This window comes from Pseudomonas baetica (assembly GCF_019733355.1).
Taxonomy (GTDB): domain Bacteria; phylum Pseudomonadota; class Gammaproteobacteria; order Pseudomonadales; family Pseudomonadaceae; genus Aquipseudomonas; species Aquipseudomonas baetica_A.
The window spans coordinates 40,546-54,492 of sequence record NZ_JAIHLQ010000042.1 but is presented as its reverse complement, the minus strand read 5'-3'; the positions used below and the strand labels follow the sequence as shown (position 1 = coordinate 54,492).

Below are 13,947 nucleotides of genomic sequence, written 5' to 3'. Positions count from 1 at the left end.
GTTCGGAGGCAGCGGAGACTGGGAAAAATTGGAGAAAGCTCTGCGCGATGAGGTGCATCATCAGGCGCAGAGCCTGGAGTAGATTTGTGGGGATCCCTCAGAGTCTGTCCCCGTTTTACTAGCAGTGAGCATTGGTGGTTTTTTATGGGTGCTATGTTGTTTTTAGCTCGATATTAGATTCCCCAACAGGCTGTTTTAGAACGGTTGATCAAATGTGAACACGCTGTAATTGGCAAGTAATGTAACAAGTTTTGGTTAGAGCAGTAATGTGGATGGCTCTGAGGAGATTCCGCATTTTCCCAGTCCCGAGGGTTGAAGAGTGATTACTGAAGATATCAAAATCGTCGAGGAAATTTTCCAGGTGGTCGAAGCAGGCATCGTCCATGGCTATGACGCGTTCCGATATGGTGTGGAGCTGGGAGAGGGTTATATAGAAACGGAGTTGGCCGTCGAGAAAGACGGGGTTGAGGACTGGAATGTTGAAACCGACATAAACGTGGCGAAAATTCTTCGTCTGGTGGACCAGTTACAGGCAAACGCCGTCAGCCGCGGTGAGCCCTGGAAATCTTTCGTTCTCTCCTACCGCGAAGGCGAACAAGTGAAAACGAAATTCAACTATTGATTCCGAATGTCTTCAGCCTTTTTTACCTAAAGCAAAATCAAGAGATCGCAGCCTGCGGCAGCTCCTACACATATCTCTGTAGGAGCTGCCGCAGGCTGCGATCTTTTGCTTTTTACTTCGGATAAAGCGGCGGCAACCCACTGTCACCGACCGGGTCCTGCACCCGTTCCGCCGCCGGAATCGTGCGGATCGCCCGCCACAGATCTTCACCCTGCCAATGCTGCCCGGTCTCGCTGTAGAGCGCGCCGTTGAGGCCGTCGAGGGCGTCGGAAAGCGGCACAAACCGCGCCGCCATATCGGCTAGCGTTTCCGGCTGCTGCCGCGCCCACGCATCCAGTGCCTGCCGCGTTGCTTGCGGGTCATTCGCCTGGCTCGCCCGTTTGATGTCATCCAGCAACGTGCGTGGGCTCGGGCCGGTTTGTGCGGCGCGGTGGATTGCCGGTTGCCAGCGCGCACGCCACCACAGGCCGAAGCCGAGGAGGGTGGTGCAGGCCAGAATCAGGGTGCTGAGTTTCCACCACCACAACACATCGTTATCGACGGTGCCCGGTTGCAGGCTGCCGGTCGGGGTGTCGACTTGCAGGCTCGGGTTGTTGGCCACTTGCAGGTTGCGCGCCGGCAGGCTGCTGTGTTCCAGATGATCTTCGAAGGTGTTCCACCAGACCACGTCCACGGTCGGCAATTCGATAGCGCCGCTACGGCTCGGCACCAGGGCTTCGCGCTCCTCGCGGTTGCCGACAATGCCCCGGTCGGTACTCTGGTTGCTTAGCACCGGTTGATCGGGGTAGCGGCGCAGGCCGTTGACTTCGGTGGCGGGCAGTGCGGGCAATTGCGAGCTGGCGAGGCCTTCGACTTTGAGGGTCAGGCTGCGCGTCAGGGAGTCGCCGACCTGGGTGTGTTCCGGCTCCGGATTCCAGCTTTCGCTCAGGCTCAGGCTGCGTGCGGGCAGCCAGGGCGCGTCGGCGGGATAGGTCAGCGGTTTCGGTTTGACCGTGAGCGGGATTTCGGCGGAGCTGACCCGCAGCAGCTTGCCCGGTTTCGGCCCTTGTGCGCTCGAGTCCTGCGTGGGTTGGGTGTCGACCAGCGTGGCGCTGAAGGTTTGCGGGGCGATGCTCAGCAAACCGCTGTGTTGCGGATAGATCGCGTAGCGCATCTCGATCACGCCGTGGCGCACGCCGTTGATGTCTTTTTCGTAGGTGCGGGTGTCGCCGAGTTGCTCGATGCGCGCGTCGGCGATTTTCAGCGGGGTCAGGCTGCTGTCGTCGTACAGCGACACTGAATGGTAGATGCGCAGGGTCAGGATGGCCTGGGCCTGCACATAGACGCTGGACTGATCGAGGCTGGCTTCGATAAACACCGGGTCGAGGCTTTTCTTGTCTTCGCGGGTGTCGCTTTCGACCACTTGCACGCTGATCGGTTGGCTCTGCACATCGCCCATCTGCAACGCTGGAATCACCACGCTGCCGTTCTCTTTCGGCAGCAGGGTAATGATCCAGCGTGTGGTGGCGCGGTTGTCGCCATTGAGGGTGTTCAACTGGTTGACCTGCCGCGTACCGCGCACTTCGAACAGGGGCTCCAGCGGAGTCAGGTCGGGTTTGCCGAATTGGGTGACATCGCTGGTTTCTAGGGTGAGTTCGACCGTCTCGCCGGAGTTCAGGCGACTGCGATCCACGCTGGCCGTCAGCTCGGCCGCGTGGGCAGTGGCCGTGCAGATCAGCAGGGGCAGCAAGAGAGCGGTGAAGCGGGTCATCGAGTATTTTCCTGATCCTGATGTTGTTGCTGTTCGTACCAGAATTTGCGTCGCAGCAATTCGCCCGGGTCATCCGGGATCTTGCCCAGCCATTGTTCCAGTGCCTGACGTTGCTCGCCTGCGAGGTTGTCCTCGCTTGGCTGCAGTGTCGGCGTCGTGTCTCGTTGCTCTTCCGGCTCGTCGCCCGGCACTTCATTGGGGCCCGGCTGCGGTGGGGTGGTCGGCGGCGGCTCGTTGGCCGACTCGGCAGGCTGGGCCTCGCTCTGGGATTCACTTTTCACCGCCGCCGGTGGTGCGGTGGCGGTCGACTGTTCTTCGCCCGGCGAGTTTTGCTCGGTGGGTTTACTGTCCGGTTCGACGGGCGGCGGCGTGTTTTTCTGCTTGAGCAGATTTTCCACCAACGCCTTGTTGATCTGCGCCGGGCGCAAATCGGGTTGCAACTCCAGCGCCTGCTCATAGGCGTCAATAGCCGCTTCCAGCTCACCGCTTTTGGCCAAAGCGTTGCCACGATTGTAGTGGTCGCGAGCATCACCGCCTTCGGCGAAACGCTGGGCGGCGCCACTGTAGTCGCCGGCCTCGTACAGCGCCACCCCTTGCCACTGGCGATCGTCAAAATGTTGCGCTGCTTCGGCCGGGCGCTTTTGATTGAGCAAGTGCAGACCCTGTTGATCAGGGCGCAGCCACAGGTCTTTGAAGTCAAAAGCGTAGCTCGGCTGTGGCAGGCAGAACAGCAGCGGCAGGCAAAACAGCCAGCCGCGTCGTCCGGCACTCGCGGCCAGTAGCAACAATGGCAACAGCAGCCAGTAACCCTGATCGGCCCACGTATCCAGGCGCACGGTCTGACCGTCGTCGCGTAAGCTGCGCGGGCCATCCAGCAGGCCGAGGGCACGCAGGTCGGTTTCGTCCAGTCGGGCAGGGTGATACTCGCCGCCAACGCTGTTGAGGAAAGCACCAAGCCCCGGACTGTCGAGTTGCGGTACGCGAATCGCGCCTTGCTCGTCCTTGAGGAAACTGCCGTCCTCCTGAGCAATCGGTGCGCCTTCAGCGGTGCCAATGCCGAGCATCAACAACTGCGCCGAATGCCCGTTCAGCGCGCGGCGAATGCCTTGGCGTTCCTCTTCGCTCAGCGATGAGCCGATCAGCAGAATCCGGCCCTGACCGAGTGCGCCCTGCTTGAGCAATGCCAACGCTTTGCCCACGGCAAGGTCAGCACGATGACCGCTTTGTGGCATCAATGACGGTTTAAGCGCGTCGACCAGGTTTCGGCTGGTTGCCAGGTCATCCGACAGCGGCACCAGCGTGTGGGCGCTGCCGGCGTAGACGACGATGGCGGTCTGCGCGTCGCTGCGTGCCTGGAGCAGATCGAACAGCTTGCGCCGCGCTTGTTCCAGTCGCGTCGGCGGTGAATCGGTGGCGAGCATTTCCGGCGTCAGTTCAAGCACCACCACCAACGGATCGGCGGGTTTCTGGCTGGTCTGTTCGACGCGCTCCCAACTCGGCCCGAGCAGCGCCAGAAGGCCCAGCAACCATGCCCCGCCTAGGACGATCCACGGCAGTTTGCTGTTGCGACCGTTACCGCCGCTGAGCAGGGTGCCGTGGAATGCGGGCGGCAGAATCATCTGCCAGCGCCCGGCACGCTTTTGTCGGTGCCAGAGTTGCCAGATCAGCCAGCCGAGCAGCGGCAACAACAACAGCCACCAAGGGCGGAACCAGTGTGGCCAGAGGGCGATCATCGGCGCCTCCGCAGACGCAGGCGCTTGAGGCGTTCGCGCCAGTCAGGCAGTGGACTTTGCAGATACAGTTCCTTGGTGAACAGGCGTTGCAGCGGGTTGTCCGGCCACAGTTCGCGGGCGACCAGTAACAGGCTCAGCCACAAGGCCAGCGCCAGCGGCCATTGATACAAGGCTTGCGCCGGGCGCGCCTGGGTCGGTTGCTGGGTCACCGGTTCGAGTTGATCGAGAGTTTCTTTGATCGCTTGCAGCTCTTTGCCATCGTGGGCGCGGAAATACTGGCCACCGGTCACTTCAGCGATAGCCTTGAGTGCCGGCTCGTCGAGGTCCAGGCTCGGATTGACCCCGAGCAAACCGGTCGAACCGCTGTCTTCAGGATTGGCGCCGATGCCGATCGGGTAAATCTTCACGCCCTCGCTGGCGGCGAGTTTCGCTGCGGTCAGTGGATCGATTTCGCCGCCATTGTTGGCGCCGTCGGTGACCAGAATCAGCACGCGGCTCTGCGCCGGGCGCATGCGCAGGCGTTTGAGGGCCAGACCGATGGCGTCGCCGATGGCGGTGTTCTTGCCGGCGATGCCGATCCGCGCTTCATCAAGCCACACGCGTACGGTGTGGCGGTCGAAGGTCAGCGGTGCTTGCAGGTAAGCCTGACTGCCGAACAGGATCAAGCCTACGCGGTCGCCGTCGCGGCTTTCGAGGAAATCGCCGAGCAGGTGCTGTACCAGATTCAGACGGCTGACTTCTTCGTCCTGCCATTGCATGTCCGGGAAATCCATCGAACCGGACACGTCCACCGCCACCAACAGATCACGACCGCTGGCGGCAATCGGCAACGGTTCACCAAGCCATTGCGGGCGTGCAGCGGCGATCAACAGCAACAACCACAGCAGCATGAACGGTGCCTGCTGGCGCCACGCCGGCAGGTTAGCCCGGGCGCGGCGGCGGGCAAGACCTTCCAGATCAGACAGGAAACTGACTTTAAGCGCCGGCTCGCCGCTGTCGGCCACCGGCAGCACCAGGCGCATCAACCACGGCAGTGGCAACAAGACAAAAATCCACGGCCAGGCGAATTCAAACATGCTTGCGAATCCAGGTGTCGACCGCTTGGGTCAGGCCGGCGATGGCTTTGTCGTCGAGTTTGCACTCCGGTTTGTAAGCACCTTCGACCAACACCATCCAGCGCGTCAGGCCCGCTGCCGGGCAGCGGTTGTCGAGGAATGCCAGCCACTTGCGGCCATTGAGCGTATGACTCTGGCTGTAGGGGTAATGGTTGCGGCACAGTCGTTTGAGCAGGCCGTTGAGTTGTTGCAGCCACGCCCCGGCCGGCGCACCGTCATAGGGTTTGGGCATCTGTGCCAGTTCGGCGAGGGCGGCGATGCGCACCGGGTCGAGCGGTTGTTCAGCACGCACGATCGGGCGTTTCTTGATCGGGATGAAACGCCGCAGCCGCCACACAGCAAAACCGAGCAGCGGCAATAACAGAAGCAGCAGCCACCAGCCCGGCGCCGGTGGCCAGAAGGCGATCGGTGGCGGCGAAATCAGCGGTTGTAGCTGATCAAGGTCGTTCATCGACCTTTCCCCGGACGCTGCGGGTTGAGGAATTCACGCATTTGCTCGACTAACTCGCTTTGCGTGCTCAACGGCATCAGCAGCACGCGCAGCTTTTGGGCGAGCAGTTCCCAGCGGGCGATCCGTGCTTCGGCCTGGGCGCGATAGGTCTGACGCAGTTCAAAGTTCAACGTATCAAGTTCAAGCTGTGCACCACGCTCGGCGAATCTCAGCAATCCCGCGGCGGGCAGGGCGTGATCGAGCGGATCGGACAGTGGCAACATCAACAGATCGCAGTGGCGCGAAAGCAGGCTCAGTTGTTGTTCGGCGCTGTCGGACAAGGCGCGCTCATCGCAGATCACGATCACCAGACTGCCCGGGCGCAGCACCTCACGGGCGCGCCGCAGGGCCACGCCAAAGGCATCGCGATCCGGTTCACGTTCGCTGTGCAGCGATTGATTGACCTTGACCAAGCGATTGAGCAATTGCAGCAAACTTTGCTTGCTGCGCCGAGGCTTGATCTCGTAATGCTCGTTGTCGCCGAACACCAGTCCGCCGACCCGGTCGTTATGGCCGAGCGCCGCCCAGCCAATCAACGCCGCCGCTTGCGCCGCCAGCACCGACTTGAACATCAGGCCTGAGCCGAAAAACAGCCGCGTGCTCTGCTCGACCATGATGAAAATCGGTCGCTCGCGCTCTTCATGAAACAGTTTGGTGTGCGGTTCTTGCGTTCGCGCCGTCACGCGCCAGTCGATGGTGCGTACGTCGTCGCCGGCCTGATAGACCCGCACCTGATCGAAGTCGACGCCGCGACCACGGAATTTCGAGTGATGCAGACCGATCAGCGGGCTGCGCTGACTCGGCGTGGAAAACAGCTGCACTTCGCGCACGCGATGACGCATCTCGATCAGCTCGGCGAGGCTGACGCGGATGCCCGGTTCGGATGGCAGAGGGGCGTTCATGGGGGTCAAGCGACGGCTACGACGTCGAGAATCCGCTGCACCACACGATCCTGATCGATGCCAGCGGCTTCGGCTTCAAACGACAAAATGATGCGGTGGCGCAGCACGTCGAACAGCACCGCCTGAATGTCTTCGGGGCTGACGAAGTCGCGCCCGGCGAGCCAGGCATGGGCGCGGGCGCAGCGGTCGAGGGCAATCGAGCCACGCGGGCTGGCGCCGTAAGCGATCCACTCGGCCATCTCCGGATCGAACTTGGCCGGCGTGCGCGTGGCCATGACCAGTTGCACCAGATATTCCTCCACGGCATCGGCCATGTACAAACCGAGGATTTCCTTGCGCGCGGCGAAGATCGCCTGCTGGCTGACCCGGCGTTCGGGCTTGGTCTCGCCGTTCAGCGCTTCGCCACGGGCTTGCTGGAGGATGCGGCGTTCGACGGCGGCGTCGGGGAAGCCGATTTTTACATGCATCAGGAAACGGTCGAGCTGCGCTTCCGGCAGCGGATAGGTGCCTTCCTGCTCGATCGGGTTCTGCGTGGCCATTACCAGAAACAGCGGCGACAGCTCATAGGTGCTGCGCCCGACACTGACCTGGCGCTCGGCCATGGCTTCGAGCAGCGCCGATTGCACCTTGGCCGGGGCACGGTTGATTTCGTCCGCCAGCACCAGGTTGTGGAAGATCGGCCCTTGCTGGAACACGAAACTGCCGGTTTCCGGGCGATAGATCTCGGTACCAGTGATGTCGGCGGGTAACAGGTCGGGTGTGAACTGGATACGATGGAACTGGGCTTCGATGCCCTCGGCGAGTTCTTTGATCGCTTTGGTCTTGGCCAGCCCCGGAGCGCCCTCGACCAGCATGTGGCCGTCGGCGAGCAGGGCGATGAGCAAACGCTCGATGAGTTTTTCCTGGCCGAGAATCTGCGTTGAAAGAAAGGTTCGCAGCGCCAGCAGCGCTTCACGATGTTCCATCGATGACTGTTCCTGGAAAGGGGTGGCCACGGGCGTCTGGATAACACCGGGGCTGGGGGCGTTACTTTAATCCATCGCGGGGGGTGGCGACTAACGGCATTTTGCAGAAAAGACCTTTTGACGCCCTTTTATCGTTTAACTGTTTGAAGGTCACTTAGCAGCCGTTTGATCGCTGCCCTGTCGACCAGATCATGCCAAGGGCCATCTTCAATGATTTCGCCGTTATGCATAACGATGACACGGTCGAATCGGTGTAGATGGCTGACATCGTGCGTAACACAAATCAAACCTTGCCCGGCAAACGTCTCGAACAGCAAATCCCAAACCGGTGAGGCGAGCCTCGGCTCGATTGAAGCGCTCGGCTCGTCAAACAGATTAAATTTACCCGGCCGATTAATCAGCCGCAGCAGCGAGAGGCGCTTGGCTTCACCGCCGGAAATATTGGCAGCATTTTCGCTGATGTCGCGTTGACTGACGATCTCTTCAAGCTGTAAGCATTGGATCGCTCTGCGCAAATGCAGCGCAGGATTAACGCCGAACAGGACTGACCTGTCGAAGCTTCCCTCAAGGAATTGCGGGGATTGAGGGCAGTAACGCAGTATTTGCAGATGGCTTTGAGCGTTCAAACGATCAACGGGTATGTCATCAATGTTCAGTTGACTCCTCACTGAAGTGTTCAGTCCAGCCAGTGCTTCCAGCAGGGTGGACTTGCCAGCGCCACTGTGGCCGGTGATTGCAACGGATTGCCCCTGTTTAAAATCGATCGGGTTTGCGAGTGATAGCCGGACGGCACCATTGTCGGTGATCACGCAGGGTTCCAGGCGTAGCGTTGATTCTTCGTGTTCGGTCAGTTCGCTTTCACGGCCTTCGTGATCAAAATCGGCTGATTTGAGCAACTGCTGGAGGCGGCGTTGATCCGCTAAAAACTGATCCAGCACTCGATAGCCTTCGGTCAGGGCTGAGATGTTGAGCAGGAAGGTCCCTGCGATGGAAAAAATCGCGACTAATTGCCCGACGCTGATGCTCGCTGACCCCGACAACTGATCGACAACTCCCCAACTTAGCAACCCTCCTGTGGAAAGGCTGATAAACAAGACTTTTGCCCCGCTTAACAAACCGCCGGATCCAGCGACGGTCACTGCCGTTTCGGCATATTGGTTAAAGGCCTTGTTCAATGGTTGCAGTGCAGTGTGCTCAGCGCGCTCCAGTTTTATCGATTTTCCTGCCTTCAGTGTGTTGAACAGGATCGCGCTCAGTTCATCTTCCTGCTCATTCACGGCATCAATATGTTTTCTGCGCCACCTGATGATTCGATGGGTGGCAAACAGGTAAAGGACACCCAGGCTCGCCATCGCTAGAAAAATCCAGGTGCCGCCCATGTACCAAAATGCGGCGGCAACGATCAGAAACTCCAGGCACAGTGGAAATCCCACGGTGACGAAGAATGTCAGCAGTTGTTCGTGGGCGGTGATTCCGCGCTCTACCGATTTGATGAAGTGACCGATACGCCAGGTGCTAAATCGAGAGAACTCCTTTCCCATCAATTGCGCCAACCATGTAATCGACGCGTTCATTACAATCCGTTGGACGAGTTTTGAAAGAAGCAGTGTCTGCAGGGGCGCAATAATCGACTGAGCACATCCGGCCAAGGTAAAGGCCGCCGTAAAGATAAGCAGTGTGTTGAGCGTGGTGTGGTCTGCGTTACTCAGCGAATCGACAATGGCACCCAGTAGCAAAGGCGGCGCAAGGGCCAGAAGCTTTAGGGAAATAATGGTGGTGATTGTTGTGATTAATAGCAGTCGATGCTTTTTGCAAGCGGTTCTAATTAATGTCCGCACGGAGAAGTTGCCTGTGGGTCGTTTTAATTAATTACCAAGGCCTGGAGTCTTGGCGTTATTTAGCAGGATGTGCTGTGGTGCTACCAGTTGGCCGTTCCTGATTATGTTGAACCTGTCGAGACCAGGTATGTATGTCTGAGTGACAATGTTTGTGTTGGTGTACTGTGCGACAGTTCTATGAAAAATGGCTTTGTTGATGGTTTTCAGGTTTCGTTGCAGTAATGCTATTTGCTCTGCAACCGTACTTGTCAGGCCTTTTGATGTGGGTTCAAGTGTTCGAAGCTTCAAGTTTTTCAATGGGGAGAAATCTATTAAATTTTTTAAAGCGTCAGACGTTGAAAGCACGTCAAAAGCCTTGCGGTCAGCAGTTTCTTCACTGGTGCCATATAGCGTGCTTGACTGGAATTGTTCCGTAACAGCTCTTTGTACAGCGATGCAGATATCCAATGAGCAACCCGAGCCGATGGGGGAGATATGCAGGTCACCTGGCCCTGTCTTGGGGAAGGCAACCGAAAAATAGACACCGGAGTCATCTCTGAAAATGATGATTTGCAACTTGCTTGCAGCCTCTAAAGCATATGGGCGATGCAGCAATGCTTCAGCAAGTAAAGCTTTTGAAGGTGTGTAAAGATCCATTGCGGGCCGTATTGCGCAAACGGCGAGAAAAAACTGTGATAACAAGTGTCTTTCTATTACTTCAAGGGTGCCGTGCAGCAGCGCTTCGGCCTTGGTACAGCCGAAAGCAATCCCGGAGTTTGAAGCGTAGCGGCTTAAAAATCGGGTTTCCTGAGAACCTATGTTGTTATTGTCGGCAGATGGATGCAGGAGAACACATGGCACAAATAGTTCGCGCGTGCCATCAAAGGCTGTAAGCCTAAAGCACTCCAGAGATTCGTTGGTGCTTGGCAAACTTGTAAGTATGCCGTCGCATTGAGCATCGCGCTGAACTGCAATCGCATCGCAGCCAAGGCGTGATCGCTGCGACTGTTGGCAGTGGAAGGTGCCATAGTGTTCAAGGCTCTCGGCCAGCGCTCCGATAAGGGCGTCAGGTCCTTTGCCTGCTCCAGACTCAATCATTGTTTCGTCTTTGTCGTAAAGTTCAGCGATTGCAACCAGATCGTCTGCGCCGACATAGCGAACAATTGCTCTAAGTCCTAGCGCCTGGATGGAACAGGTTATTTCATTCAGAGCTCTACTGGGTGTTATTTCACGTTCGAACATAGCTTGCCTCATCGAATTTAAATGCCGAAAGACAAGCTTTCGGCATTTATTTTGAGCCGGTTGGTAGCTCCAATCAGCGGGTTAACGAAGCAAAAAAGTTTAACTCGATTGCAAGGAGATCTTCTGAATGATCTGTAATCTGCGGCAAGTCATTAAGAGTGTTTATTTCAGAGCGTTTTTTACCCATGCCATTAACTCCATTTAATATTTGATTTTCGATGCTGTTCTGTCAGCGCCGAACTTGCGGGATTGTCCGCAAGTGGGATTATTAATAGCAGTGAGCGCGCGGCCAAACAATCAGATGTCGGTGTAGGACTTCCGATGGTTGCGTAGGGCAGTTCTTGTTGGAAAGTAGGATGGAACTTTGCGGGAGTAAACGTGAAGGGTAGTGCGCCGACGCACTTGGTGAGGTTGATGGTTTCTGAGTGTTTAAGGTTTTTAGCGAAGGTTGGTGCGAGATGTTCGTTACAGGATTGACGATGGCGCGGGGCAATTTACTTGGGCGCCATCTCCTTTCATTTTTCGAGGGGGGCAGTTGGCCTGATCAACTGAGCTCACTGATATAGGTGCCAGTGCCGTCAAGGATGTTCTTCAGGGTTTGCTCGACCTCCGCCAGATCCACCATATCCGGGTTAAAGGTGATTTCCAGCACATCATCCCCATTCAACACATCGGCATCTGTCGCGGCGATTTCGATCTTCAGCAGGGTCGATGTCAGTGTGACTTTAACGCCGTCCAGCGTCGAAGGCTCGCCATCCAGGGTGATCTCCAGCTCGTCCTCGTCCGGATAGCGGCTCATCAGGAACATGTCGCCCTTGTCGCTGTGGCAGCAGAGCATGGCCATGTTGTCTTCTTCGTCGTCGCACGGGTTGACGATCAGTAGGGCGGTAGTCATTTGCATTGGGGTTATTCCTGGTTGAACGGGCGCAAGAGGTTCGAAACCGCGATTTTGCCAGTTTGGATTTTTTTTTGCAGGCTTGCGTTTCAAGGAAAGTACAGGACGTTCATTTTGAGTGGCTCTGTCTTTTCTTTTCCTGCGATTTTTTAATCATGAGACGTGGGAAGTAAAAAAAAAGGCGATGGAAGGAAAAGGGAATCAGGAAAAAAAGAATCAGCATTCCTGAAGAGTATATGGAATAGAAAAGTACGTTGCGGCCGAATAAATTGCCAAACCTTCCAGTGCTCTGCCCCAAGTCAGTGTTGGTTAAATAAAATGCGAGCGTGCAAAATAGAGTAATGAAAGTGGTGAAGAATATACCGACGATAATTCTTGCGAAAAGGTGTGTTTGGTACTGTGTCGGGTCAATATTCATTGTTTTATATACCTTGCAGAAGATCGTGCTGGCAAATATTGGTCCTGTGATTGCGATATAGTTTGCGGTTACTTTTGAACTGAAAGGGAATGCAGAGGACCAGAATCCAATCAGGCCAAATAGTTTTTCGTCCACGAATTCGTTGAGTGCGAAGTCCCAACTGTTTTGTGGCGCTGCGGGGAGTAGGAGGTTTATAAGAAAAATCGGAATGCAGAAAATCCCGACTGCCAATAGTGGTACCGTTATTTCCGGTGTCTTTTTAATCACAAGGCATTCTCCAATGTGTCGTGCTTATATGGGTTCTGTAGCAGGCTTGGGCCGAGCCAATGGCCTCAATCCTGCTAGAGCGGGTTTCTTATGTTTCTGGCAGTGCCCTATCTAGTTTTTCGAGGATGAATATATTTATTTTTTCTACGTTGCCAGCATTCAAGTAGGCTGCTACTGCGGCTATCAGCAAGCCGACCGCCACGATACCGGGTGTGCTCACTGCAAGCGTCGGAAAGAAAAACGCAGCACCGATAGCCAGAATCGCACCTGCCCCGATTCCGGCAGCGATACTTTCAAACTCCAACATCAAGGGCTTCCAGTTGCCATCCTGAAAACCAATAACTGCCTTGGTGACAACGGAGTGCGCCTGAACGATTTTTCCGGTCACGCCAAACCCCTTGGCGAGCTTATTGACGCTGTCCATATAGGTCGCTTTATCCAGCGCATTGAGCGCGTCCACAATCGCGCGAGTATCCTGCGGACTGAGCCGCGCATTGGGATTGGTCCGCACTTTCTCGAAAGTCTGCATCGCCTCCGTATAGCTTCTGATCTTCTTCCCCGAAATGTCCTTTTGCAGATCCATGACGACCTGATGCAGGTTCTTGCCATAGGTATCAAGGATGTATTTGTTCGCGTCTGCGACATAAGCTACGGCACGTTTGTAATCATCGATCTGCCTGGTTTGCTCTTCTGCGGCGATTCTCGCCTTCTCTTCAGCGATGCGGTGGGCCTCGGCAATGGCGGCCAGACGTGCTTGCTCGTGCGCCTGTTTACGAGCCTCCTGCGCTTGGCGTGCGGCTTCGGCAGCCTGTTGCATGGCCAGAGCCTCCGCTTGGCGACGATTCATTTGCGCGTACAAGTTGGTTTGTTTGACCTGAAGGTTTGCAATTTGATCGTTGAGGATCATCGCATTGTAAGTGGCCTCCAACTTGGCATGTTGTTTTGCGATTTTTACGGTTTGCAATTGTTGTTGGAGCTCAGTGTTTTCTGGAATAACAATTCATTGACTATGTTTCGGGTGCGAGACAGCCATGCGTCGGGCGTCATGTTCGCAATGGGTGGATGTCTGCTATCGACCTGGCTTAATTCAAATTGCAGGTTGGCTTCAAGATTTTACTGGCGTGCATGGTAGTCATTCTGAAGCGCGAGGGTGAATCCATGCATTGGATTCCCCAAGGGGTAATTTTTGCGGATATCACCGCGAATCTTGTCGGGATTCAAGTTGATGATTTCCCATGAGTCGTCGCCATAGATAATCATTCCTGGGAGTTTCAGTTGAGACATGTGCAAGTTCCTTGTGCATTTAAGGCCCGATCCGTCGGGCGGTAGGTGTTTGTATTGTTAGCATTGAGTTGCGCTTCGGCCAAGTCGGGACCCGCGAATATGTTCCGAGATGTTTGTGGGTTATTTCTTTACAGATTGTAAGAAAAGATGAAGGGTGGTTATCTTGTTGTTTTAGTTTGACTTGTAGTGGGGTGCACAGGTGGATATGGAAATGCTCAGTGCATTGAAGAGACTGAGCGGGAACGTTCTTCGCTCAGGTAGTAACTTCAGGTTCAAATGGATCTGCGTCAGGCACCTGTGCTGAACCCGATGCCACGCTCAAGGTCGATAGTGCGGCGTTTTCGTTTCTGGATATGTAGCGGCAAATGGTCTGCACCTGGCACGAATGTCCCGTAAATACGGGCATTCAGACCGACGTTCTGTGGCACAAATGCTAGTGTTGAACGG

General features: G+C 56.2%; 13 protein-coding genes. 1 reads left to right on the top strand and 12 read right to left on the bottom strand.

Going from position 1 to position 13,947, the window contains the following annotated elements:
* Positions 1-319 precede the first annotated feature (319 nt).
* Positions 320-622, top strand: a complete 303-nt coding sequence (locus K5E40_RS28325; protein ID WP_064587862.1) for a hypothetical protein — start codon at positions 320-322, stop codon at positions 620-622.
* Positions 623-734: 112 nt separating this feature from the next.
* Here the strand turns inward: K5E40_RS28325 and K5E40_RS28320 are convergent, their stop codons facing one another.
* From K5E40_RS28320 to K5E40_RS28265, 12 genes are all read right to left on the bottom strand, one after another.
* Entirely contained in the window at positions 735-2,372 is a 1,638-nt protein-coding gene (locus K5E40_RS28320; RefSeq protein ID WP_221733550.1) for a BatD family protein, read from the bottom strand.
* Positions 2,369-4,105, bottom strand: a complete 1,737-nt coding sequence (locus K5E40_RS28315) for a tetratricopeptide repeat protein (protein ID WP_221733549.1) — start codon at positions 4,103-4,105, stop codon at positions 2,369-2,371. Before K5E40_RS28315 ends, K5E40_RS28320 begins: the two co-directional genes overlap by 4 nt.
* Positions 4,102-5,181: a VWA domain-containing protein gene (locus K5E40_RS28310; protein ID WP_221733548.1), complete on the bottom strand. Its 1,080-nt coding sequence runs from the start codon at positions 5,179-5,181 to the stop codon at positions 4,102-4,104. The genes K5E40_RS28315 and K5E40_RS28310 overlap by 4 nt, the downstream gene beginning before the upstream one ends.
* Positions 5,174-5,671, bottom strand: coding sequence for a DUF4381 domain-containing protein (locus K5E40_RS28305; protein WP_221733547.1), 498 nt, complete (start codon positions 5,669-5,671; stop codon positions 5,174-5,176). Before K5E40_RS28305 ends, K5E40_RS28310 begins: the two co-directional genes overlap by 8 nt.
* Positions 5,668-6,612 carry a DUF58 domain-containing protein gene (locus tag K5E40_RS28300; protein ID WP_221733546.1) on the bottom strand — a complete coding sequence of 315 codons (945 nt, stop codon included), beginning with the start codon at positions 6,610-6,612 and terminating at the stop codon, positions 5,668-5,670. The genes K5E40_RS28305 and K5E40_RS28300 overlap by 4 nt, the downstream gene beginning before the upstream one ends.
* 5 nt (positions 6,613-6,617) lie before the next feature.
* Complete coding sequence (locus K5E40_RS28295; protein WP_003218556.1) at positions 6,618-7,577, bottom strand: MoxR family ATPase; 960 nt, start codon at positions 7,575-7,577, stop codon at positions 6,618-6,620.
* Positions 7,578-7,705: 128 nt separating this feature from the next.
* Positions 7,706-9,415: an ATP-binding cassette domain-containing protein gene (locus K5E40_RS28290; RefSeq protein WP_221733545.1), complete on the bottom strand. Its 1,710-nt coding sequence runs from the start codon at positions 9,413-9,415 to the stop codon at positions 7,706-7,708.
* A gap of 27 nt (positions 9,416-9,442) precedes the next feature.
* Complete coding sequence (locus K5E40_RS28285; protein ID WP_260456101.1) at positions 9,443-10,636, bottom strand: YcaO-like family protein; 1,194 nt, start codon at positions 10,634-10,636, stop codon at positions 9,443-9,445.
* Positions 10,637-11,180: 544 nt separating this feature from the next.
* Positions 11,181-11,537, bottom strand: a complete 357-nt coding sequence (locus K5E40_RS28280) for a hypothetical protein (RefSeq protein ID WP_221733544.1) — start codon at positions 11,535-11,537, stop codon at positions 11,181-11,183.
* 103 nt (positions 11,538-11,640) lie between these two features.
* Positions 11,641-12,216, bottom strand: coding sequence for a hypothetical protein (locus tag K5E40_RS28275; protein ID WP_221733543.1), 576 nt, complete (start codon positions 12,214-12,216; stop codon positions 11,641-11,643).
* Positions 12,217-12,304: 88 nt separating this feature from the next.
* A complete protein-coding gene (locus tag K5E40_RS28270) occupies positions 12,305-13,180 on the bottom strand; it encodes a colicin-like pore-forming protein (protein ID WP_221733542.1) in 876 nt (291 codons plus the stop codon).
* Positions 13,181-13,329: 149 nt separating this feature from the next.
* On the bottom strand, positions 13,330-13,500 hold the full coding sequence (locus K5E40_RS28265; RefSeq protein ID WP_221733541.1) for a hypothetical protein: 171 nt from the start codon (positions 13,498-13,500) through the stop codon (positions 13,330-13,332).
* Between the last annotated feature and the right edge of the window lie 447 nt (positions 13,501-13,947).